The following is a 20,676-nucleotide window of genomic DNA, read 5'->3' on the forward strand; positions in this document are numbered from 1 at the left end:
TTATCCGTGGTGGTAATCCCATCAAGCTTTGGGACTACTCGCCGGAGCTGTTGGCGTACCCGCTGTAGCTTCTGACGCCGTGGAAGTACCTGCACTGTTCTTAGCAACTACCTTGAACGTGTAGGCCGTGCCATTCGTCAAGCCATCAATGGTCCCGGTTGTCGTCGCTTCAGGAATGTCCGTGAACTTCGTGCCGTCAGTAGAATAGCTAACGACGTATGAACGTTGGGCGTTGCCGTCGCCGGTCGCTGGCGTGATACTAAAGTCTGCCTTACCATCGCCAGCAGTAACTACCAGAGATGGTTTCCCCGGTGTCGTCGTCATATCATCAAGAGTTGCCATGGCAGTCGTGTCACCGGCGTTAGCAGCCTTGTAGCCCTTGTATGTGGTATTGCCAGATAGGCCACTAATAGTAACTGGTGACGGCTTGCCATCAACAACCTTAGTTCCTTTATCGTCATAAATATCGAATAATTTATCAGCCAAGTTTAAGCCTCCTAGCTCAAATCAATTTTTGCAGTCGTGGTCGTAGTAGTGATTGAGTTTACTTTGGGACTACTCGCACTATTTACTCGCCCCAGAGTCACCTGCGGGTTCTTCCGTTGCGGTATCCGTTCCTGAATCTGGTTGATCAGTAACCGTCATGCGGAATACACCAAGTGATCCTTCAAACGTTGGCAAGCAGTTCATTGATACCAAGGTTTCCTTACGTGCCATCCGCTGATCATAGTAGACATGGTAAGTAACACCGATATCGAATGTTTGAACCGTGTTACCTGGAAGCTCACCGTTACGGACAGCAAGTTCTTCAGGGGTTGGCGCAAATGCCATATGACCAATTGGTTGAGTACCATCTACAACACCAGTAGATCCTGTGCCAGTCAAAGCAAACTGTTCAGGAATTGGTGCGTTAAAGAGCGCAATTTTGCCTGTCGGAACGTATGGCGTGAAGTCATCGTTACCCGTGGCATCTTTATCAATAAAGCCTTGATCGTAAATAACTGGCGTGATATGCAATTCGGTTTGCAAATAATCAACAGCCTGTGATTGTGTTAAACGAACATTTGGCGTGTTGGCATTGTTAGCCAGAAGCGTCGCTTTAACGCTTTCGTTGCGTTGGATTAACCGGAAAGTCTCGGTATTCATAACAACTTGATTAGGTACAATCCCAACCTTCTTCATTGCATCGATAGCGGATTGCAGATCATCGATTGGCGTTGACTTAGCTGTATCTGTCCACTTAACATTTGAAGTGCTATTAAATCCGTCACGGGTCTGGTATGTGACTGAGCTCTTGACGCCGCCAGATGCCAATTTAATTTCCCCAGTCATTAGTGCCTGCATGCCCATCCATTCACGACGTGCGCGATGGCCAAGCAATTGCTTAGTTTCGTCATCAAAGATGCGTCGTAAAACGGTATCAACAAGCGCATCATCACTGTTGAATAAGGCCCGGTTGAGTTCCTCTAGGTCATTTTCATTCAAAGCCATGGTGTTCCGGAAGAAACTAGTTGAGAATGTTTCTTTTTCAAATTCTTCACGGTTTACTGGTACTGGCTGTGCATCATAGGTTGATGCCTTAGCTAATTTCGGCGCTTCCCCGTGTGAAACAAGGTATTGAACTAAATCGGTCCCGATTTTGATACCAGGGAAATATGATTCAGTCAAGAATGGCGGTAAAGTTAGGACCTTTTGGTCATACCATTCCGCCAACGCTTTGAGAGTGACAAGTTGGTCAATATTTAACATGAATTAGCCTCCTTAGACTAAAGTAATGTGAGTTAAGGCATTTTTAACAGCGTCTGTGTACAGTTTTTGCACATCGTCGTCCATATTGCCTAAAACAACGTCACCGCGACGGATAACCGTAACTGGTGCAGGCCCATCGGTAATGTCAACATCGTGCATGATTACTGCTTGACCATTAGACGCAGTCGCATCCGTAATCGGAACTAACGTGACGTTATTTGCGTCCAAATAAAAAGGCTTATCCGCCCCAACGGGTGTACCAGCCTTCAAGATTTTTCGATTATAGTCATTTACAGTTGCAGCAGGAGCGTTAACTGTTGCAGATACCGTCAACGCTTCCGCAAAATTCATAAGGATTTCGCGACTAGTGCCGTATTTTTGTGAAATCATTGTGTAACCTCCTATTTATTTTTGTCGCCAAATTGGCGCTTCATGAAGCCTTCCATAAAGGTATCAGGGTTAGCATTCTTACCGCCGTTCTTTTGGATATTGAATCCATTGTCGGTTGGCTTAACGTTGCCTTTACCGTTCGCTTGCATGATTTTGGCCATATTTTCAACGTTGGCTTTGGTTGTTTCCTCGTCTTTGCCAAGTAATTGATCAGCCATGTCACCTAAGTCAATACCGGCTTCTTTAGCAGCTTGTGTTTGAACACTTACTAGCTTTGTATGTGTCTGTTCAGCCTTCATTTGACTTAATTCATTGGCCAGACGTTCATTTTCAGACTTTAACTGTGCATCTGCACCAGTTGGCTGTGATGGGGCCGGTTGTGTTGGCTTAGTGGCCGCTGGAGCTGGGGCCGGTGCAGGATTGCTGTTAGAAGTAAATTCCCGTAGCATTCCCATGACTTCATTCTTGAACTCGTCAAAATCTGCTCCACTAACATTGCGGTGCCCTGGGTCAACCGGTGCGCCGTTTGGATCTGTTTGTTGATTTTGGCCATTATCTGGTTCTGACATAAATGGTTCCTCCTAAACTTAGTAATAAACAATAAAGCAACGACATCCATGGTGTGGCCGTGCCGGTACCGCATTACGACGATAAGGGCTTTCCATGGCTAAGGTCTCACAGGGCTTACATACTCGATTATCTTCAACCGTGTACCAGTAACCCTTCTTAAGCGAATTAGCAATAGCTACATAATTGGCCACCATCGTCACAATCTCGGCTTTCTTATCACGTAATAGTGAATTGGCCAGATAACCGTTAGCCGAATCAAAAAGGGCTAGTACGCTGCTACTGTTACCTGAAGCACCATCGTTAAATAAGTGATTCTCGTAGTAGTCATCGTCTAGTCCTTGCTGAAAGGCGCGATCAATTGCGCCGTTAACCTGGTCGGCCAGTTTATCTGTCCGTAGCCAAGCGCGTTCAGACATTGACAGTCCCTGAGTTTCTTGCTCAGCAAACTCTTTAGCCATTGTCTCAACGTCCTCCGCCACATCCTTGACTTTGGTACCACGCCCGCGGCTTACTTTATTTTGAAAGTTCATCGCGCTACTGGCTTCACTGATCAAGGACTGGCCGTAATAATCATTAACGCCAAGTGTCGCATAAGCGACGGCAATCCCAACAATGGAACTCATCAAATGGGCGCGGTCAATTCCCGCAGTCTTTTTGGCGTTTTTTAATCGATACTTGGATTCTGCATCCTTCATCAATCGAGGACCGTACTTGCTAATAAATGCCTGCCACATTTGATAATCGCCATCATTGACGTTTGTACGCATGTCGCCAACCGAAAGCACCCCATCATTTGCGTAATGGTCACGGAAATACTTGAGCTTCTCCGCAATTACGCCGGTGGTCCCTTTACTTAGCGAACTGATGTAAATATCGTCACCATGATCGTCGTGCTTAATCTGGCGTTCACGCTGGCTAACTAACTGCTTCTCCGTAGCCATTACTTATCATCACCCCCTTTGATGCTCGGCGGCGCATCGTCGTCCTTAGCGCCTGGTGACTGATCGTCCTTGTCGCCGTTTGAATCATCAGGACTACCATCAGTTGGCCCAGCGCTGTTAAACTTCTGGGCGTTCTGTTCTTTTTCCTGTTCCTCACGCTTAATTTCATCATCAACGTTATTAATTCGGCTCAAGTAGCTAAGTAACGCCGGCTTGGAAATAATGCCGTTCAAGTTCTTAACCACAGTGGCTTCATCGATGTCGGAATGTGGAATGTTTGGCGTGAATTCAATCTTGATTTGCCGTACTAGCTCCGCAATGTCATCTTGATTACCGAACCCACCGTTCTGATTCAGGATAATAGTCAGTAGTCGCTTGATTGCAGTGCGCATCTTCTCGGCTTTAGTACTGGCTAACATCGTCATAGGTTGCATCTTCTGCTCCAGAGCTTTACCACTGGCTGAAGAACTCAATGCAGGGTCCGATAGGTTAACTACCTGGGCACCGTCGTAAATGTTATCGGACAGGTGTTTCAATGCGTTCTCTTGGAGCTCGTTGCTATTAGGCTTGTCCAGGAACTCAACACTCGCATCCTCACTACCGCCGTCATTTTGAATCTGCATGACGCGCCAGTGTTTGATGTCCTGCTTATCCTTATCGTTGAGCGGAGCCACACCCTTAGTGACCATAATCGCATTACTGAAGTATGAAATGTCGTCCATCAATGCGGACAGAACCTGGTCTTGATGATCAATCAACGAGATCAAGTCATCATATAACCCAAGCCGCTCATTATTTTCAGGCAATTCAATCACCGGAATCATTCCAAAAGGATTCGCAACTACTCCGTCGTGCGCATCAACACGATCTATAAACTGCTGTGAGCTTGAAAATGGGTGCCAGTGTCGCACCATGTCGCTGTTATCAAACTGATAAATGTGCGCCGGCGTGTAAACCGAGCCAAAATAGCGACCATCAACATAATCAAACGTAACGGCAAATATTGGGTCACTATCGTTGCGATTGCTATACACGATCAGTGCATTCTCTGGTCCCTTCTGGGAAAACTTGAGCGTCTTGTTATCATCATTGGCTATATACGCCACCAGATAGCCACGGCCGTAAATGTCTGATGATTTACTCCACTCATAGAAAACATCGTCAGAATCGCTAACTGAGAGTGCCTGTGAGATGACATCATTAACCTTCTTGGCTTGTGTCTTACCGTCATCAGTAGGCGCGTATGTGATTTTCGGTGGGACTCCGATAAAGTAGCCGTTGAAAGTATTAACCAGGTTCTTAGCTACACTCACAACTACCCGGTTCTTATCATCACCCAGCTCGTCTTTGATTGGCTTATCCTGGATATCCTTATGATCACCTTTGTAGTAGCGCATTTTCTGGTGGTAAGTCTCCCCAACCATAGTCATGTACGTGCTCAAAATCATGTTCAGGTCGTCCAGATGGTCTTCAATGTCATAGCTCGGCGAACAGCGCAACACGTCATTATCATCGAAGTAGATGGCGTCATTAAGCCATACGTCATAGCCGTGCGTGCGTCCACTAATAAAGCGGTTCGGTCTACCATGTCGGTTAAACATTCCAAATATGTTCATTCATTCACCTCCAATCCTTAATGCAAAATGCTGTTATGACTGATGATCACACTTGCCGGCTTACCAACAATCTCACGGCTTAGTGCTTGTGTCATACTGTCAACTTCATCATCGTGTTCCTTATTTGGGAACCCGGTCCATTCATCTAACATTTCAACAACCCATGGTTGCCACTTTGGGTGCGGTAAATAAATATTACCGGCGTCAAAAAACGGAACGACTACGTTAGCCCGGGTAACCTTGTCACCCTTTGGAACTACCGGAATCACTCCGCTAATGGCGTTGCGAATCGTGCTAATGATAGCTGACCCGTTTGCCTTATCTTCAATGTAAATTGCCTTAGCGTCAGGCTGACGGACATGCATGGACTGAATAGCTTGCAATTGCTTGTTGAAGTCCATCCGACCGTGCACACGATCAAGCAGGTAAAAGTTAGCAGCCTGCTTACCCCATGTCTGCCCGGCAACGAAGTCGGAACTGTCCTTATCAGTGAACGTAAGGTCCCAACTGCTCCAACGCTTATCCAATCTTGGTAAGATTGCAATTGTCTCATCGTGATCAAGTCCAAGTTTGGTAGCAGTCTTGGCGTCTGGTAAGTAATAGTGAATATTGGACAGCTTGAAAATGTTCCCACCTTGTAAGACTGGCCGTTGCTGATAAAGTGCCGCCCAATTACGTACACCTTCAACCCGCTGTGTCTTCTCCGCCCACACCTTATCCTTGTAGATTGGTGCGTATGGAGCCAACGGCTCGCCTGGTTGCCGACCTAACTGGTCATGTTCCTCAGCAATCGCTGGTAGTTTTAGTTCCTGCCAAGGTAGGGCCATTTCTCTAAGTAAGCGTCCCGCCAAGTCATCAACACTCCAGCGTGTCATGATTACGATCACACTGGCGTCCGCAGATAGCCGACTAAAAAAACTAGCTTGCCACTCATCCCATATACGGTTTCGAATCGTGGGTGAGTCAGCTTCTTGCTGGTTTTTAATTGGATCATCAACAATCAATAGGTCCGCATGTTGCCCGGTTGCTGACCCCAGAATAGTGGTTGAGTGCATCGCACCTCGGTGGCCATCAATCTGCCACTCGTTAGCCGTGTGCTTCGTTGGTGATAGCTGCAAACCATACATAGGCCCGGCTAGGTTACTAAACTTAGCCATGTTTCGGCTACCAAACTTCTGGGCTAGCGTATCGGAGTAACTGGCAACCATGGCTTCTTTATCTGGATACTTCATCAGGAAAGCACTAGGAAACGTTTCGGTAATAGTCGTAGATTTGCCATGTTGCGGAGGCATCTCAACGATTAAGTATTGTTGCTTGCCATCAAGGATTGGCTGGAGCGCATCACAAATGAACTTGGTGTGTGGCATTAGTTTCATTTGGTTGTCTTGAGACAGCTGAAAGTAATATTCATAACTACGCCGGGCTAGTTCGTACTGGGCCTGTTGACGTAAGTAATCACTCTGTACTGCTGTTAGTGTCACCAGCTAATCGCCTCAATTCCTCAATTGACATTCCATGCATCGCTTTCTGCATTCCTAATGAATTACCGTTACCATTAACCTTAGCAGCCTCAGCTTCAGCCTTACTTGCTTCCGCACTCAACAAGCGCCGGCGCTCAGAACTCAGTGAATCCTTGATAGCCTGCTTTTGACGTACTGCTTGCATCAGTGACTTAGTCACATTATCCAGCGCAGTATTAAGCCTGATTACCAAATCCATGCGGTCTTCATTTTGTTCAGCACCCTTTGAAACCTTTAGCAAGCGCGCCATGATACGATGCTGCCTAATCTTAAGCTCACGTATTTGGGTATTAGCAGTAATTAATGGATCATCAGTAACGCCGGTAAACATGGCTAACTCATCATCAGTCATTGTGTCGAACATGATGGTTTCGTACTGACCAGTAACCAGAGCGTTACTATTGCCAACCGGAGCACCATAGCCCACCGCATTATTGTTACCGGGTGGCGCACCACCGTGGTTTCCAACTGCGTTTTTGTTCTCTTTCATCGAAGCGTAACGCTCCTTATCAATCGGAGCGCTCCGTTTGCTTCCGAGTGACCATTTATCGGTCGATTTCCATTTTCGAATCGTTGAAGGAGTGACACCAATTTCTTTAGCAATATCTTTTAACGGCTTACTGCCCTTAGACTTTTGCCAAATCTGATATGCTTTATCACGATTCGGATTTCTTTTCTGTGCCACTCAACTTCACCACCTCCGTTAGGCTAACCTCTGTGTTGTTTGTTTCAGAAATATGCTATGAATCAAGGCCCGCAAACTTCAGCGCCATTGCAAAAGCTTGATCATCTGAAAATCCTTGATTAATTGCTTCAACATACATTTTTCCTGATTCAACAACGATATTTTCCACAACATCGTCAATGGTTCCGTCCGCAATCTCTCGCTTTAATGTTTCCGCGCGAACTGCATCTTGATTAGCGATTTCAGTAATCTTTCCATCGAACTGTTTAATAATTTCATCTTTATTCATGCTGCTATTCCTCCACCAGTTCATAGGTTTCTTCAAAAATATCCGGCTTGCATGGATACAGCTCACCGTGAACGCCTCGAATAACGTAGTCACCACGGTCAGCAATCATGTAACCCTCTAGTGTACGAATAACCATTTTTGCCTTGTCAGTTCCAACATCTTTGAATTCCACGTCTTTAGTCTTAATCGCTTTACAAATCCACTCTGGGTCTTCCGATTGATCAACATCTCCGGTCCACTTAAATGCTTCAATAGTTACTGGCTTTTTCCGATATTTCATAGCAATCTCCTAATCCTTGTCAGCTAAAATACTGGCCAACCGATATCCTTCAAGTTCCCAGATTTTATTCTTAATTCGTTCCAAGCAAATTGTTTTACCCATTTCAAAATCATAGTTTTCTTCTGACACTGCACCAGAGCTTTCTACCAACACAAATCCATTAGGAAGCTTTGCTGTCACAACAGTTACTTTGTTAAACATTGTCTTTGCTTCAATTTGTGAATTATTTAGAATACCCTCAACGGTTGATTCTGACACTTTGGTTTGCATTTTAATAACCATCCTTTATTTTCTGAATTAAACACAACCGGCTAGGAATCCTTTACCACCGGTGCACGCTTATTTTCCAAATTAAAAACGCCCTGCTGTTTAGCAGAACGCTTCTTTCCTTTAATCCACTTATCTAACCGCGCATCAGCTTGAATCCACTCACGGGTTTCATAGCCGTATTTACAGTGAATCATCTTAGCCATGAGTATCGGCTTCTTCCAACTGATCAAGTGGCACATCAATCATCTTGGACTTACCATGGCGCATGAGTAAACCAAACTCGCCATCGCGACGCTTTAGAACACCAAAACAACGGCCTTGAATCGTTTCTGCATTACGGTGTACCTTTTTGCCACCATCGCCTATCTTGTCAAAAGCTGGCCGATTCCAAACTACCTTACTACCTCTTTTAATCATCAGATCACTCCTTAATTTTCGTCACATCAAAAAAAGCCCAGCATTCGAAGACTGGACTTTCGACGAAGACTAATCGCCACGATGAGAGGAACCCCTTCATCTCCCTATTTTAAATCGTGGCAACGCCCCTAACCGGATTCGAACCGGCGACCTCTTGCTTATCAGGCAAGCGCTCTAACCTAGCTAACCGGACCAACGCCCGACAATCAATGGTGCGTACGACATCAATTGAAGCTGTCAACTTTCTGAGCTATAGCGACTTTGGTCATTGCTGACCTTTCATGTCCCTTATAGGACAATCATTGCACCCATTACGGAGTATCCCATCACGCGGTATGCAATGTGCTTGGTAAGGATTTGCACCCTACATGACATGTGATCACACCATTGTCAGCTGGTGCCGTTTTTCGTGTCTGACATGCGTCTACCTATTCCGCCACAAGCACACTGGATAATAGCACCCGAACCGCCGCAGTGCCTCTAATGATCAGCTTAATCAGAACCACATCCGTTAAGCCCCATGCGTTTTATGCCCCAAAGAACTATCCACAATCCTTCTAGCATTGGATACGGAGTGAGCTGGACTTGAACCAGCAACTCAACTAGTGAGTAACGACTTAGCAAGCCGCTGCAGTACCGATTATGCTTACCACTCCTTGATGATAGGCATACAAGCTGGGGTGGCTTACCTATCAATCGATAATACTAATATAGACCCCTTTTTCGCTAAAATGTTCCGGATACCGTCCGGATTCAGTCCGAAAAGCGTCCGGATTGTGTCCGGATTTACTTTTTGCCATCATCGCCCTTCTTAACTCGCAGTTCATGCGGATAAAACATGGGAAACTTGAACATGGCTTCCTTTCGATACTCATAAAAGGTTGTTTTAGACAAATCTACGCCATACTTCTGCATGTAGTGGTAACAGCAGTCCTCAACCTTGTGGAACTCAACAAATTGTAACTGAAGGACGGTAGCCAACTGGTCAGAATGCTCATCAACTTGCCCCATCAACTTAATGGCGTTGGTGATCATGGCCATTTTGAACTCGTTTTTTTCTTGCAAATGTAATCGTGTAATTTCTTTTTCTTCCTCGTGATTAACATTAGTTGTACTATGCGGCATCCCATCATAAACCTGCCCGGCTAAATGATAAGCTCGCAATTGTTGCTCCTTAATCACTAGACCCTTATACCCTTTCAGTTCGTGCACTACATTTTTAATTGTTGCATCGTCGTCATAATCATCACTCTTAAAAATTGGTTCAATCAACGCCGCCACCCCTTAACTTGACTGTGATATAATTAATTTTGTAGGAATTAATCGTAGCGCAACCTTTAGGGGTGGCGCTTTTTATTTGCCATTATTTAAAGCTTAGATTTTTGAACACCTGCACTGTGCCAGTATTTGCTGACTTATTTACGTTTCCAGCCAATTGAACACGGTCTCCAGTCTTCATCAAAACGGCTTTAGGATAATCGTTTGATCCAACCGTCCATAATACTGAGTTACCTTTCAAAGCAAACAAAACATTTTGAGAATTACCGGATGGTAAGACGATCACACGGGACACTACACCGGTTACTTTAGACATCTTGCTATTCCCTGTTGAACTTGCTGTTGATCCTGCAGCAGCTAATTGAACTCGGTACTGATCTAAAGCATCAGTTGCTGTTGAGGCGTATGCTTTAACACTTTGGTCGCCAGCTTTAATATATGCATAGCTACGAAAGGCACCAGTTGAATCCAACAACGAGACTACCCAAGTTGGCGTTCCGTCAATGTTATACATAATCGGCATAGTAGCTGACCATTTCTGTGCTACATACTCTTTTTCAGCAATTTTCTTAGCCCCATCGCTATCCATCACACCGATATTTTTACCAGTATAGTAAGTAATCTTGCCTGTCCGTGCATTGATCATTGAATAGCCCATCGTTGAATCGGCATCCGATTTAGGCGACGTGAAGTCGTTAAAGTATGAAATGTTGCCATGTTTATCGACAACCGGTGTTACTCCGTCTTCAGTGCCATTGTTGTTTGAAACTTTGACATTAGTCTTCCCAAATCGAGCATTCCAAAATCCATTGGCATACTTGCCAAAAATACTATTCATTGTTGCTGCAGTAGACGAAGCGATTGATTCGTTAATGAATTTTGGTGCGCCACTTGCTGTATAAATTTGAGTTGACTTAGTCTTAGAATTCAGCACAACAACATGCAAGGTTCTGTAATTAATGCGCTTAGAAAGGCCACGTGCCTTGTAAACCGTCTGAATGTAGTAAGGTTCACCTTGATCGTTAACTTCAAGCTGCGGGTCACCTTCCTGAATCCATTCCGGATACCGGTTATAGATTACACGTTGAGCATCGTCTGCCAAGCAAGCACTTGGCGTGTATTTCATGGATTGCTTAACAAAATGTGGTTCAGCATTAACATTGGTGGCATCAATAATGAAATATCCCGGAGTTGTATGTGCTCGTTGCCATTTCCAGAATCCATCAAATTCAACAGGAGCAATATACACGACCTTGCCTTTGACTACTTGTGTCTGCAAGCTTCCTAGCTTGTAGTAAGACGTGTTTGGAACTGTACTCATAGCCTTATTCATTTTGTTACGAACTGTCTTAGGCGAGATAGCAATCGGCGTTTCCTTCTTATCCAACAGTGGCGCTTTCTTCTCTGTTTTTACATTTAATGACGAATAAACGGGCTTAACACTAAAAACCGTCTGAGCAAATCCAACGCCAACTAAAATGACTAAGACTAATACTAAACAACCTGATACCCAGCCAAACAAGTTTTTTCCCTCGCCATCATTAGCAAACAATGCTGCGATCGGTAAATATAAAACGCCCATCAACAAGTTAAGCCCAATCATACTCAACAATGACTTACTAGGCATTGCCAGGAACACCAATCCTAGTAAAAGCACGTAATAAATCGCATAACTAAACGCAAAACCAACTATGTGCTTCGCATTTATAAGTAGCCCCACACAAGCCATGATCAAAACACTTATCATTCCCAAAAAAGTTAATAAATACACCTTTCATTCCTCCAATTTTTCTACTTTGGTATTTTTAAAACGGAATAAAGCTGAAATTCGCTATTAATAGCTTTCTTCCCCTGTTCTTCAATCTCAATCCTTTTAAATCTCTCATCCCAACCACTATCAGATACGCCGTACGCTTCATAAACAATCTTGGCCGCCTTTTCGCCTACCATCATCGTCACAAATAATTCTCTAAAGTTTCGCAAATCAAACCGCCAAAATGTGAATTCATATCTCATTTGCTTATCCTCACAGCCCTTACCTTTGCATTATCAGCAAGCCTCATCAGCAGCATAACTAAGTGAATGTCAACGTTACTAAACGTAATCGAGAATCCACAGTCATGCTTAGCGGTTGACTCACAGTCGTTATAAGCAAGCTGCATTCCGATATAAGTCCGCTTATCTATGACATGGTATAAAGTCTGCTTTAATCGTTTGCGACGCATCCGCTTGTTCATTCACTTTCCTCCACTTGATAGCCATCAAGCCACGCACGGCATACTGTTTCCATATTTTCGAATATCCAATCGCCATCATCTAATTTTCCATGGGTTGCTACATACATCAGCGCACCCATGTCGTGATTAGACTTATAATCCTCGATAATATCTGCAACATATCTTGAAATTACCGGCAACTCAGCATAGGCTTGCTTGAATGCATCAGCTTCCCAAATTGACAATTCCCTGTCATCTTGAACTAGCCAGTCTCCATATCGGACTGTCACCCGCCCCTTTGCATACGTTGGATAAGCGCAATAGTGATCATCCCGCCAGTCTAGCTGCCAACAATCCGCCATCTCATCACTGCCATCAAACTGCTCGGCCTTAATCGTGGCCGTCTTTCGGTAAATTCTAATCATTTGCAATCCTCCGCAACTTGCCTTTAATTCTCTTGAATCTCGTACCATCAACGCTAACGCTAGTTACGGACACCTTTAAGTGTCCAGCGGTCCAAAACGCAGCTTCGGCATCTTCCTTATCACTATAATCAGCATTAGCAGTGGTATAGGTTTGAACCTTTTTCCCATGTTCAAATAGACAAATTATTTTGTAATTTTTATTGTCAAAACGTCCTAACCACCACTCGTTATACATTTTTTCTTCTGAACTTAATTCACTACTCATGTTGCACCTCCTATCAGAAATAGAAATTTTATTTAAAGCTTCCGTCCGCACATTGGGCAATATTTTATATAAGCACCGCACGTATCGCCTACTGAAACTTTTAATGAATTTCCTGATACCCAAGCATCGGCTACATCACCATCTATCATTTCCATAATCGCCATTGAATCACCATGACAATAGCGGCACTCTTGCTGCTTTTCAGTTTCACTCATTTAAATGCCTCCTATAAAACAGAAATCCTATTTAGATTCAGTTTGATAAATAATTAACGCATAATCATTTTCGGTAGTTGCTTGAAACTTGATATCAATTAATAACACGTCTTGATGTCTCTTAAGCCAATTGTTAATTTCATTTTCCATATTTTGATCTACATAATTAAAATATTTAACTTGAACCACTTTGCTTGCCTCCTGTTTACACTTTCTATCAAAAAGTGTATAAATGAATACTTATTCTACAAACGCACTCATATCAAGCTTTCAGCAGTCCCGGATTCTCATGGATATTGCCAATAACTCCATAGCCATCAAAATGAGTTACTTCATCTAGTAAGTAGTCACAATTGTTGCAGTCAACAACATAAGCTCCCAATCTTGAAATGAACCGCACCACTCCGACATGTTCTTCTTCTTGTGGGTCAGACTGGGTTCCATTCAACCAGATACTTCCAAATTTAACGATATCGCCCTCATAGACTTCGACTCCATTGGAATCCAGCAATCCTGTGTACGATTCAACTACTGCAATGTCATTAACAGCTTCATCAAAATCACGATTTATGGTTGTCGCTACATGTCCATCCTGTAATAAAATGACTGATTTATCGAAATATCGCTTAGCCAATTTGTCCCATGCTCTAAATTTAATCATCGCTAGCCCTCCCCGAATAATTCAAAAGCCCGTTCGATGTATTCAATCATCAAATCACGATGCAACTTGCATGCAATGACCCAGCAATAAGTTAGACACTTATCATCACCGATTGGATTACGTCCTTCGGCTTCGTCCGTCAACCAGCTATGTGCCTGTTCGACGACAATCTGGGTTATTTTTCGGGCTGACCGTTCACCATCAGATAAATCTGGTAAGATACTTTCATCAATAAATTCACTTACAACTGACGGAATCAAATTTTCATTTTTCATGACTACTCCTTCGGCGGGAATGCTGCCCGCAACTCATCACCATGTTTTTCCAGTAGATTCGTGCCAGCTAGGCTAATTCCTACGCAATCATACCCAAGTATGGCTTTAAGGCCGCCTTTATCCATGCAGCAGATCTTCTTGAACTTGCCAACAAAGACGCCGTATTTGTAGTTATTTACCCAAATTAGTAAAGTGTTGCCTTCCCACGTATAGTCCTCAATATATGGGTTACGAATGAACCTGATAAAATCCAAATTAAATTTGCTCATGCTTTGCATCCTCCATTTCAAGTAGATCAAGGCTTCCGGCTGGTTCAAAGTTGCACCACACAACTTCTTGCCGTTTCTGGCCAGCTTCGGCGTGAGCGTCAAAGTAACGCTTATGCCAATCTCCTAGATAGCTGTCATACATTTCGCTCTGATAGCCACTGATAATCACTTTGCCTTTGAAGTTAACCAACGTATCTAGCAGTGCTTCGTGGTCAGCATCCGTCATCTCAACAGCATAGTGCCGCTTGCTTCGGGTACTTAGCAGGTACGGCGGATCAACGTAGGCTAGGACGCCGGGACGGTTGTAACGGTCTAAGAGTTGCAATGCGGGCTGGTGCTCAATCTGGGCATTTTTCAGCCGCTTAGCCACCGCAACTATCCGCTGGTCCAATCCTTCCCACTCACCGATTTTCCCGCCTACTTGGTCAATATTTGACCGCCAGCCAGTTCGATCACTCGTTTTGCCACCGATGGCTTGCCAACTTCTAACCATGAACCGCCGCGCATCTTCGATAGGATCCGGACTAGGCTTGTATGCTAGCTCATGCTCTTCGCGTGATAGTGGTGTAAGCTCGATTTCCCGGCAAAGCTCCTGCGGGTGGTCGCGACAAACTTTAAAGAAGTTAACCACCCGGCCATCCAAATCATTAACAGTCTCAATGCGGCTCTTAGGCTTATTAAAAAATACTGCTCCGGATCCAAAGTAAGGCTCAAGGTAAGTCAAGTGCGGTGGCATCATATTGATGATCCAGTCCGCCATACTCCATTTGCTTCCGGGATAATTTAAAATTCGTTTCAATTTTCATCACCAACTTTACCAACGTTAACAGCGATATACCCGCATCCGTTCTGACGTCGCCGCGCGGTAACCGGCGCACTTTAGTACCTGATGGTACCTTCCTTTACGCCAAACTTAGCGGCCAGTTGCTTAGCTGTCCCATAGCCAACGACGTCGTCACCGTGATAAAGGTAGTACTCGCTTGCTGCATATCTACGTCCCATCAGATCACCACCATCCAAGCGTGAACAACTAGCCATACCACAAGGCCAAGGAGAACAACGATGTAAGCTATGCACAGCCCAATGGCGCCGATGCTCCCAAACATCTCGATGGCATCATCAATTGCATTAGTAATCCGCTTCATTCGACGCACCTACTTTACTTTCGTGCTTTGCCCGCGGGCGCTCCACGCTATGTTGTGCTGCGTGCAACCTCATGCGCCGACGCTTCTTTTGGATTGCTGACTTTTTCGCATGCTTTCGCTGTTTTGCCATTTAGTTTTCCTCCAATAACCGAACAAAATCATTTTTTAAACGTGCCTGGGAATAATTAACCCCCTTGCTATCCAGATACTCCTTAATTTCAGTTAAGGTACTGTAAGCATTTGGCTTAGCTGGACCATCATCCGCACTTGAATAGGCCTCGTCATCTTCTCGTCTAGGCTTGTATTCCTGATTCAAAATGTAGTAGCAACCGTCTCGATCTGCTTCTCCTCTGATACCAGTTGACCAAGCCATAAACAACTTAGTTCCACATTCTGGGCAACGCCAATAGCTGTAACCATACTTAACCTGTTTAAGACCCGAGTAGCCACATTTTGGGCATTGTACCGTCGCGGTGACAAAGTTTCCACGTTCGGGTACATCAACATGGTTTAATGGCCAATGCTCTTTTAAACTATTTTTTAATCTTTCAACGGTTTCAGGATTATCAACCGGGCCATCATCCGGCATATTGTTCTTGACCATCACCGGCTGTTTTACCTTGGCCAACTTATCCTCATCATATTTTTTGCCGGTTACTAAACTGTATGCCATTACCAACTGATTGAAATCCAAGTCCGTGTCAGTCGTAATCTTCAAATTTGCTTTTTCACTATCAATTTTTAATTTCATCAATATTCACTCTTTCTACTCGCCAACCATTAACTTCAATCGACTTATTTAAATGCAGCATCCCTTTAATACGCCATGTTTCGCTGTGAAGATACCGGAGCGCATACTGCAACGTGATGTTGCGGTGCCACTCGGAACCATTTGTAATCGTCACTCTCATCGTCTATCAGTTACTCCTGTTTGCTAATAATTGGCTCTTCACGGTATACGTGCCAGTCGCCTAGCCTCAGCATTTCTGCGAGCTCTGGCGTGACCCGTACACCCTTGATATGGTACTTACGCATAAACGTCCAAATACCCGTGTTATGTTGCTCATTGTGATGCTCCCGGCACAATGCCATGACTTGGTACCCAATATGGCTAATCTTGGTACGGTCACGACCAATTCCGACCGCGTGGACGTGCGCAATGTCGCAATGCTTGCCACAAATACAACACTTCTTTTGCTCCAAGCACTTCCGCTCCCAACCGTACTGCCCGCGAATTTCGTCTAAGGACTTGCTACTAAAGCTGATATCCTCAACTAGGCAGAACTGAATTAAAAACTCGATAAAGCTAGTTGCCAATGTCATGGAACAATCAGAAAACGAAAACTTGCCTGATTGACCGGTATACATGCCGTAGCGCTGTTTCATTTGATACTCAGTCAGGTCAATAAGGTAATTGCCGACCTGCTCATCAATGTCGTGCAGCATGGCAAAAATCTTTTTACGCTGGAGTGCACTGATGTGCCGACCATCATCATAGACAAGTCCGACATCGCTGCCGAGCGTTAAATAATCCGGATGATCATGAGGATCAACTTGAATAGTCACCAAATTGCCTTTAGTCTTCACCACTTTTGCTGGTGCCTGCATTTCTAATCACTTCGCTTTCTTAGTAATGCGGTATCCCATTGCCATCCCGCCACGCTCTGCTACCTGCTTAACTGTCCTAGCCGGTATCCCCAGCAAACTCGACATGGTCCGCACTGAGTCGGTTCTGATTGGCTTGCCATCATCGTCATAGGGTTCGGCAAGCCAGTAGGATTGATCGCGTGGTGCGAATACTCGGTCGATGTACCGAATTTGCCCACGTGACAGCCCAGTTGCTTTGCTGATATCGGGCAAGCTCGTGAAGCCCGCCTTAAGCGCCTGCTTGACCATTTGTAGTCGTTCCTCAAGGCTTGGACCTTCTGGTTTGTTCATGCCGTGGTAATATTCATGATCAGTAATCAATTTGATACCATCGGGAACGATTGCGACCGGGTAGCGCCAATGTCCGCTGTCACGCTTAGAGCTAACCAGCTTAAATAGATACTCATGCGACCCGCTGGCTAGGGGCGGATTATAATGTTCTGCGCTAATTACAATCAAATTCACGCCTCCATCTGTAACCCATTTCGAGCTTGATCCAAATCAACAAAATAATCGGCAGGCTTGTCCCAACATTTGCTTAAGTCAAAATCCAATCCGTTCCGCTGATATTCAGTAATCAGGACTTCTATCGCAAATAATTTATATTCATGCGCACACACGTCATCCTGAGCGCTACCACCAGTGCTTAAGTGCTGTTTCATGCGTTGCTTGGTCCAGTTAAACGCCTCTGGTACATAAGCGTGATTAGCGGCTAGTTTTACTAATTGAGTACCCCAATTCATTTGGTTCCCTCCTGACTATTCACAAGTGCTAAGAAGTCTGCATCGCTGATGTCTTCTTGACCATTCTGCCCTGATTTTTGCTTAGATTGCGTCTGTGAAACGCCTTTCTGCGCCCATTTCGGCACTACTTCCTTACGTCTACCTGAAGTCTTACCATGCGGCCTAGGGGGCGTCATGTCGTATTTACTCAACCAACCACCGTTATCCAACCAGTTAGCAAGCTGTAGGACGTACTGGCCTTGCGTTTCCTTGACTTCCAAGTACCGCTTATACCGGTTAATCCCGTCAATCACGGTTGCTTTAGTCGTCTTACCAGCCGGATTAGCACCGGTTACCGTAGCTCGGTAATAAGCGTTCCATGCATCACTAAACTTTTCTTGGCGTGGGTAAATGGGCCATACCTCGTTTTGGAATTCTTCACGAATACGGTCACGCGGGTCAGCTTTATTATTATTTACTTTGGTATTATCTGATTTACTCTGTTCTGATATACTATGCGTACTTTCATGCTTGGAAACGGGGTTATCATGACTTGAAACAAAGTTTCCATCGTTGGAAACCTCGTTGTCATGGCTGGAAACTCTTGGCAGCTGAAACTTAGGCTCAATCGAATGATCTTTTTTTTGTTTAGCCGCCAATTTATAGTTCTCCTGAATCCGTTTAGAAGTTAGCACGTGATACTGCTTAAAGATTTCACTTCCAAAAAATTCAACTGCACAAGCTTTGTCAACCACATCTTGTACTGCACTTTCCTTAGCACCAAGATCGTCAGCAACTAAGAACCGTATATCTTCATCCCACCGCATGTAATACCCTTTATCTTCATAGATATTACAGAGCAGGTAGACTAGTATCGCAATCGATTGATTACCGCATGCATTACGAATTTTTCGAATTTTAATATCATGAAAAAAAGTAACATCTAAATTAAAATAATCGATTCCTTTTTTGATTGGACGTGCCATATTAGCACCTCCCTTAAGCTTTTACGCCAACCTTAGGCGCCACATACACCGGCACGCCTGTTTCTTCTTGAACACGGCGCTTAAACAGCGCCTCATTGCTATTTAAATCTGATAAATGGATCAATGTCACATCCTGCAATGCAGGTGAATCGTTAGCCTTAATAAAATCTAGCGAGTTATTCATTTCAAAATGCGACGTGAACAACCGATTCTCTAGTGCATGGTTTAGATCACCATGCTGCTCGTTTTCCATGGCGATGTCCTTGGAGTAATTCATTTCAACCAACATCTTAGTAATGTGGCTGAATCGGTACTTTACAAAGTAGGTATCAGTCACATACAGCAGGCGTTCACCTCTTGAATTTTCAAGTAGGAATCCTACTGGTTCAGCTGCATCATGTTCCACCCTGAACGCTGTCACCGTCCACGAACCGATTGTTCTAGGCCTCATAGGTGTTAATGCACTGTATCGACTTCCAGCAACGTCAAGCGCCTTAAACGTGCCCTTTGTTGCGTACATTTCAATGCTCGTGAACTTCCAGAACTTATGAATATACTTGGAGTGATCACCATGCTCATGGCTGATTAGTAACCCCGCGACCTTCCGCAGGTTGAAATCCATCGCCTGCTCTACTTTTTGATAAGGAATACCAGCTTCGATAATGATTTGAGACTTTCCATCATCGACCAGGTAACAGTTTCCACTGCTACCCGATCCGAATACTCGGACTTTAATCATTAGAATGGCACCCCCTCATCAATTGCGTCTGCTTTAGCCGCTTGTGATGCGGGTTCTGATGCCGTTTCACTAGTTGCCGGTTGACTGCTACCTGAATCAGCACTGTCAGGTTCAATAATTTCGCCGTTCTCCGTAACATCCCGATCACCTTGTGGTTCTTTAGCTTCAGGCTTTTCAACTGATTCATCAAAATCAAGTTGGTTAGCTGATTCAGTAACATCACGCCGCGCCTGCTTCAAAGATTCGTTGGTCGTCTCTTCATAAGTTTGGACAGCCAAGCCATTGCTGAAGTCTTTGGGTATTTTCTTCACCACGTTGTTCCGCATCTTTCGAATAATCATTTGTTCACGGCTCTGTGGTTCTTTCCAAGCTGGGGAAATCTTACCTTTGGCCTGCATTTCAGTGCTGTCCAAGATTTCATCAACTGTATGGTCTTTAGCAAACTTCTTAATAGCATCTACTTTTTCAGCGTAACCTTTGGGATTATTACGCGATTCACTGCGCAAATTGTTGATCATATGGGCTAACAGGTTAGGCTTAACCAGCTCCCGATTAGTTGAATAGTACTCAACAGTTGAATCTGTTTGTTGGTCGTCTGTCCAGAATTCGATTGGGTAAACTACTCGCTCAACTTTGGCATCGGAACCGTCCACTGGCTCCCATTCAGGGTCAGTAATATGGATTCCTTTGCGCTTAGCGGGCGTGTAGCTGTCACCCTCTCTAACTATCCAGACGGGGTAAACATGCTTCACATTGCGGCCAAAGCGGGCAAGAATAGCATCGTTACCGTCACCCTCAATTCCCATCTCAATCGTTTTAGTCCAAGCGTTCCCAACTTTGACGTTACGAGTTTGAAAGTAGATTTCACTTGGTTGAGCGTTGGCATTGAGCTGCAAGGAAGCAACAGTCATAAGAATGTTGCTGACGTCGTTCATGATGTTATTTGGGTTAATACCGTTCTTGTTGATCAGTTCATACATATTCTGTGAAGCACTCATAACGCACATCCGTTGGTAGTCCGTCATTTGAATGCTGTGACCTTGCAATTGTTCCGCAATCATTGGCATAAATACGTTGTTAAACTTGGTTAATCCTGTTTCTGTCAT

34 protein-coding genes and 2 tRNA genes are annotated in these 20,676 nt (G+C 44.4%); all 36 read right to left on the reverse strand.

What is annotated here, in order from left to right:
• Positions 1–21 precede the first annotated feature (21 nt).
• Positions 22–486, reverse strand: a complete 465-nt coding sequence (locus tag AAA939_RS08240; protein WP_338230795.1) for a fibronectin type III domain-containing protein — start codon at positions 484–486, stop codon at positions 22–24.
• Between the two features lie 78 nt (positions 487–564).
• On the reverse strand, positions 565–1,749 hold the full coding sequence (locus tag AAA939_RS08245; RefSeq protein ID WP_338230796.1) for a major capsid protein: 1,185 nt from the start codon (positions 1,747–1,749) through the stop codon (positions 565–567).
• Between the two features lie 12 nt (positions 1,750–1,761).
• Positions 1,762–2,139 carry a hypothetical protein gene (locus AAA939_RS08250; RefSeq protein ID WP_338230797.1) on the reverse strand — a complete coding sequence of 126 codons (378 nt, stop codon included), beginning with the start codon at positions 2,137–2,139 and terminating at the stop codon, positions 1,762–1,764.
• An 11-nt stretch (positions 2,140–2,150) separates the two neighbouring features.
• On the reverse strand, positions 2,151–2,708 hold the full coding sequence (locus tag AAA939_RS08255) for a capsid assembly scaffolding protein Gp46 family protein (RefSeq protein WP_338230798.1): 558 nt from the start codon (positions 2,706–2,708) through the stop codon (positions 2,151–2,153).
• A gap of 18 nt (positions 2,709–2,726) precedes the next feature.
• A complete protein-coding gene (locus AAA939_RS08260; protein WP_338230800.1) occupies positions 2,727–3,650 on the reverse strand; it encodes a hypothetical protein in 924 nt (307 codons plus the stop codon).
• On the reverse strand, positions 3,650–5,266 hold the full coding sequence (locus AAA939_RS08265; protein ID WP_338230801.1) for a phage portal protein: 1,617 nt from the start codon (positions 5,264–5,266) through the stop codon (positions 3,650–3,652). Before AAA939_RS08265 ends, AAA939_RS08260 begins: the two co-directional genes overlap by 1 nt.
• A 17-nt stretch (positions 5,267–5,283) precedes the next feature.
• Positions 5,284–6,747: a phage terminase large subunit gene (terL, locus tag AAA939_RS08270; RefSeq protein ID WP_338230802.1), complete on the reverse strand. Its 1,464-nt coding sequence runs from the start codon at positions 6,745–6,747 to the stop codon at positions 5,284–5,286.
• Positions 6,722–7,471: a phage terminase small subunit gene (gene terS, locus AAA939_RS08275; RefSeq protein ID WP_338230803.1), complete on the reverse strand. Its 750-nt coding sequence runs from the start codon at positions 7,469–7,471 to the stop codon at positions 6,722–6,724. Before terS ends, terL begins: the two co-directional genes overlap by 26 nt.
• Before the next feature lie 55 nt (positions 7,472–7,526).
• Complete coding sequence (locus tag AAA939_RS08280) at positions 7,527–7,760, reverse strand: hypothetical protein (RefSeq protein ID WP_338230804.1); 234 nt, start codon at positions 7,758–7,760, stop codon at positions 7,527–7,529.
• 4 nt (positions 7,761–7,764) lie between these two features.
• Positions 7,765–8,040, reverse strand: a complete 276-nt coding sequence (locus AAA939_RS08285) for a hypothetical protein (protein ID WP_338230805.1) — start codon at positions 8,038–8,040, stop codon at positions 7,765–7,767.
• A 9-nt stretch (positions 8,041–8,049) separates the two neighbouring features.
• The gene (locus AAA939_RS08290; protein WP_338230806.1) at positions 8,050–8,310 is read right to left on the reverse strand and encodes a Gp49 family protein; all 261 of its coding nucleotides are present in this window, start codon (positions 8,308–8,310) and stop codon (positions 8,050–8,052) included.
• A 41-nt stretch (positions 8,311–8,351) separates the two neighbouring features.
• Entirely contained in the window at positions 8,352–8,513 is a 162-nt protein-coding gene (locus AAA939_RS08295) for a hypothetical protein (protein ID WP_338230807.1), read from the reverse strand.
• On the reverse strand, positions 8,506–8,727 hold the full coding sequence (locus AAA939_RS08300; RefSeq protein ID WP_338230808.1) for a hypothetical protein: 222 nt from the start codon (positions 8,725–8,727) through the stop codon (positions 8,506–8,508). Before AAA939_RS08300 ends, AAA939_RS08295 begins: the two co-directional genes overlap by 8 nt.
• A gap of 126 nt (positions 8,728–8,853) precedes the next feature.
• Positions 8,854–8,924, reverse strand: a tRNA-Ile gene (locus tag AAA939_RS08305).
• 373 nt (positions 8,925–9,297) lie between these two features.
• Positions 9,298–9,383, reverse strand: a tRNA-Ser gene (locus AAA939_RS08310).
• Between the two features lie 130 nt (positions 9,384–9,513).
• On the reverse strand, positions 9,514–9,999 hold the full coding sequence (locus tag AAA939_RS08315) for a hypothetical protein (RefSeq protein WP_338230809.1): 486 nt from the start codon (positions 9,997–9,999) through the stop codon (positions 9,514–9,516).
• A 91-nt stretch (positions 10,000–10,090) separates the two neighbouring features.
• Positions 10,091–11,776, reverse strand: a complete 1,686-nt coding sequence (locus AAA939_RS08320) for an NADH-ubiquinone oxidoreductase chain 4L (protein ID WP_338230810.1) — start codon at positions 11,774–11,776, stop codon at positions 10,091–10,093.
• A gap of 20 nt (positions 11,777–11,796) precedes the next feature.
• On the reverse strand, positions 11,797–12,021 hold the full coding sequence (locus tag AAA939_RS08325; protein WP_338230811.1) for a hypothetical protein: 225 nt from the start codon (positions 12,019–12,021) through the stop codon (positions 11,797–11,799).
• A 217-nt stretch (positions 12,022–12,238) separates the two neighbouring features.
• Entirely contained in the window at positions 12,239–12,646 is a 408-nt protein-coding gene (locus AAA939_RS08330) for a DUF1642 domain-containing protein (protein WP_338230812.1), read from the reverse strand.
• Entirely contained in the window at positions 12,639–12,911 is a 273-nt protein-coding gene (locus AAA939_RS08335) for a hypothetical protein (protein WP_338230813.1), read from the reverse strand. Before AAA939_RS08335 ends, AAA939_RS08330 begins: the two co-directional genes overlap by 8 nt.
• A gap of 32 nt (positions 12,912–12,943) precedes the next feature.
• On the reverse strand, positions 12,944–13,126 hold the full coding sequence (locus tag AAA939_RS08340) for a hypothetical protein (protein WP_338230814.1): 183 nt from the start codon (positions 13,124–13,126) through the stop codon (positions 12,944–12,946).
• Positions 13,127–13,153: 27 nt separating this feature from the next.
• Complete coding sequence (locus AAA939_RS08345) at positions 13,154–13,315, reverse strand: sporulation protein Cse60 (protein WP_338230815.1); 162 nt, start codon at positions 13,313–13,315, stop codon at positions 13,154–13,156.
• Between the two features lie 73 nt (positions 13,316–13,388).
• Complete coding sequence (locus AAA939_RS08350) at positions 13,389–13,787, reverse strand: YopX family protein (protein ID WP_338230816.1); 399 nt, start codon at positions 13,785–13,787, stop codon at positions 13,389–13,391.
• Positions 13,788–13,789: 2 nt separating this feature from the next.
• A complete protein-coding gene (locus tag AAA939_RS08355) occupies positions 13,790–14,062 on the reverse strand; it encodes a hypothetical protein (RefSeq protein WP_338230817.1) in 273 nt (90 codons plus the stop codon).
• 2 nt (positions 14,063–14,064) lie between these two features.
• Positions 14,065–14,331 (reverse strand): hypothetical protein, encoded by a 267-nt coding sequence (locus AAA939_RS08360; RefSeq protein WP_338230818.1) that lies wholly within the window; start codon positions 14,329–14,331, stop codon positions 14,065–14,067.
• Positions 14,318–15,130: a DNA adenine methylase gene (locus AAA939_RS08365; protein ID WP_338230819.1), complete on the reverse strand. Its 813-nt coding sequence runs from the start codon at positions 15,128–15,130 to the stop codon at positions 14,318–14,320. The genes AAA939_RS08360 and AAA939_RS08365 overlap by 14 nt, the downstream gene beginning before the upstream one ends.
• 80 nt (positions 15,131–15,210) lie before the next feature.
• A complete protein-coding gene (locus tag AAA939_RS08370; RefSeq protein ID WP_338230820.1) occupies positions 15,211–15,333 on the reverse strand; it encodes a hypothetical protein in 123 nt (40 codons plus the stop codon).
• Positions 15,333–15,476, reverse strand: coding sequence for a hypothetical protein (locus AAA939_RS08375; RefSeq protein WP_338230821.1), 144 nt, complete (start codon positions 15,474–15,476; stop codon positions 15,333–15,335). The genes AAA939_RS08370 and AAA939_RS08375 overlap by 1 nt, the downstream gene beginning before the upstream one ends.
• Positions 15,460–15,606, reverse strand: a complete 147-nt coding sequence (locus tag AAA939_RS08380) for a hypothetical protein (protein WP_338230822.1) — start codon at positions 15,604–15,606, stop codon at positions 15,460–15,462. Before AAA939_RS08380 ends, AAA939_RS08375 begins: the two co-directional genes overlap by 17 nt.
• On the reverse strand, positions 15,607–16,227 hold the full coding sequence (locus AAA939_RS08385) for a hypothetical protein (protein ID WP_338230823.1): 621 nt from the start codon (positions 16,225–16,227) through the stop codon (positions 15,607–15,609).
• Between the two features lie 170 nt (positions 16,228–16,397).
• Positions 16,398–17,084: a putative HNHc nuclease gene (locus tag AAA939_RS08390; RefSeq protein WP_338230824.1), complete on the reverse strand. Its 687-nt coding sequence runs from the start codon at positions 17,082–17,084 to the stop codon at positions 16,398–16,400.
• Positions 17,085–17,090: 6 nt separating this feature from the next.
• Complete coding sequence (locus tag AAA939_RS08395) at positions 17,091–17,582, reverse strand: hypothetical protein (protein ID WP_338230825.1); 492 nt, start codon at positions 17,580–17,582, stop codon at positions 17,091–17,093.
• A gap of 2 nt (positions 17,583–17,584) precedes the next feature.
• A complete protein-coding gene (locus AAA939_RS08400; RefSeq protein WP_338230826.1) occupies positions 17,585–17,866 on the reverse strand; it encodes a hypothetical protein in 282 nt (93 codons plus the stop codon).
• Positions 17,863–18,831, reverse strand: a complete 969-nt coding sequence (locus AAA939_RS08405; RefSeq protein ID WP_338230827.1) for a DUF4373 domain-containing protein — start codon at positions 18,829–18,831, stop codon at positions 17,863–17,865. The genes AAA939_RS08400 and AAA939_RS08405 overlap by 4 nt, the downstream gene beginning before the upstream one ends.
• Positions 18,832–18,844: 13 nt before the next feature.
• Complete coding sequence (locus tag AAA939_RS08410; protein WP_338230828.1) at positions 18,845–19,570, reverse strand: MBL fold metallo-hydrolase; 726 nt, start codon at positions 19,568–19,570, stop codon at positions 18,845–18,847.
• Positions 19,570–20,676, reverse strand: coding sequence for a hypothetical protein (locus tag AAA939_RS08415; RefSeq protein ID WP_338230829.1), 1,107 nt, complete (start codon positions 20,674–20,676; stop codon positions 19,570–19,572). Before AAA939_RS08415 ends, AAA939_RS08410 begins: the two co-directional genes overlap by 1 nt.

This window comes from Lactiplantibacillus paraxiangfangensis (assembly GCF_036246185.1).
GTDB classification, from domain to species: domain Bacteria; phylum Bacillota; class Bacilli; order Lactobacillales; family Lactobacillaceae; genus Lactiplantibacillus; species Lactiplantibacillus paraxiangfangensis.

Coding starts and splice junctions, on each gene's coding strand:
- AAA939_RS08245 (WP_338230796.1), bottom strand. CDS start 1,749: ATGTTAAATATTGACCAACTTGTCACTCTCAAAGCGTTGGCGGAATGG.
- AAA939_RS08250 (WP_338230797.1), bottom strand. CDS start 2,139: ATGATTTCACAAAAATACGGCACTAGTCGCGAAATCCTTATGAATTTT.
- AAA939_RS08255 (WP_338230798.1), bottom strand. CDS start 2,708: ATGTCAGAACCAGATAATGGCCAAAATCAACAAACAGATCCAAACGGC.
- AAA939_RS08260 (WP_338230800.1), bottom strand. CDS start 3,650: ATGGCTACGGAGAAGCAGTTAGTTAGCCAGCGTGAACGCCAGATTAAG.
- AAA939_RS08265 (WP_338230801.1), bottom strand. CDS start 5,266: ATGAACATATTTGGAATGTTTAACCGACATGGTAGACCGAACCGCTTT.
- AAA939_RS08280 (WP_338230804.1), bottom strand. CDS start 7,760: ATGAATAAAGATGAAATTATTAAACAGTTCGATGGAAAGATTACTGAA.
- AAA939_RS08285 (WP_338230805.1), bottom strand. CDS start 8,040: ATGAAATATCGGAAAAAGCCAGTAACTATTGAAGCATTTAAGTGGACC.
- AAA939_RS08290 (WP_338230806.1), bottom strand. CDS start 8,310: ATGCAAACCAAAGTGTCAGAATCAACCGTTGAGGGTATTCTAAATAAT.
- AAA939_RS08295 (WP_338230807.1), bottom strand. CDS start 8,513: ATGGCTAAGATGATTCACTGTAAATACGGCTATGAAACCCGTGAGTGG.
- AAA939_RS08300 (WP_338230808.1), bottom strand. CDS start 8,727: ATGATTAAAAGAGGTAGTAAGGTAGTTTGGAATCGGCCAGCTTTTGAC.
- AAA939_RS08325 (WP_338230811.1), bottom strand. CDS start 12,021: ATGAGATATGAATTCACATTTTGGCGGTTTGATTTGCGAAACTTTAGA.
- AAA939_RS08330 (WP_338230812.1), bottom strand. CDS start 12,646: ATGATTAGAATTTACCGAAAGACGGCCACGATTAAGGCCGAGCAGTTT.
- AAA939_RS08335 (WP_338230813.1), bottom strand. CDS start 12,911: ATGAGTAGTGAATTAAGTTCAGAAGAAAAAATGTATAACGAGTGGTGG.
- AAA939_RS08340 (WP_338230814.1), bottom strand. CDS start 13,126: ATGAGTGAAACTGAAAAGCAGCAAGAGTGCCGCTATTGTCATGGTGAT.
- AAA939_RS08350 (WP_338230816.1), bottom strand. CDS start 13,787: ATGATTAAATTTAGAGCATGGGACAAATTGGCTAAGCGATATTTCGAT.
- AAA939_RS08355 (WP_338230817.1), bottom strand. CDS start 14,062: ATGAAAAATGAAAATTTGATTCCGTCAGTTGTAAGTGAATTTATTGAT.
- AAA939_RS08360 (WP_338230818.1), bottom strand. CDS start 14,331: ATGAGCAAATTTAATTTGGATTTTATCAGGTTCATTCGTAACCCATAT.
- AAA939_RS08370 (WP_338230820.1), bottom strand. CDS start 15,333: ATGGGACGTAGATATGCAGCAAGCGAGTACTACCTTTATCACGGTGAC.
- AAA939_RS08375 (WP_338230821.1), bottom strand. CDS start 15,476: ATGAAGCGGATTACTAATGCAATTGATGATGCCATCGAGATGTTTGGG.
- AAA939_RS08380 (WP_338230822.1), bottom strand. CDS start 15,606: ATGGCAAAACAGCGAAAGCATGCGAAAAAGTCAGCAATCCAAAAGAAG.
- AAA939_RS08385 (WP_338230823.1), bottom strand. CDS start 16,227: ATGAAATTAAAAATTGATAGTGAAAAAGCAAATTTGAAGATTACGACT.
- AAA939_RS08390 (WP_338230824.1), bottom strand. CDS start 17,084: ATGCAGGCACCAGCAAAAGTGGTGAAGACTAAAGGCAATTTGGTGACT.
- AAA939_RS08400 (WP_338230826.1), bottom strand. CDS start 17,866: ATGAATTGGGGTACTCAATTAGTAAAACTAGCCGCTAATCACGCTTAT.
- AAA939_RS08405 (WP_338230827.1), bottom strand. CDS start 18,831: ATGGCACGTCCAATCAAAAAAGGAATCGATTATTTTAATTTAGATGTT.
- AAA939_RS08410 (WP_338230828.1), bottom strand. CDS start 19,570: ATGATTAAAGTCCGAGTATTCGGATCGGGTAGCAGTGGAAACTGTTAC.
- AAA939_RS08415 (WP_338230829.1), bottom strand. CDS start 20,676: ATGACAGAAACAGGATTAACCAAGTTTAACAACGTATTTATGCCAATG.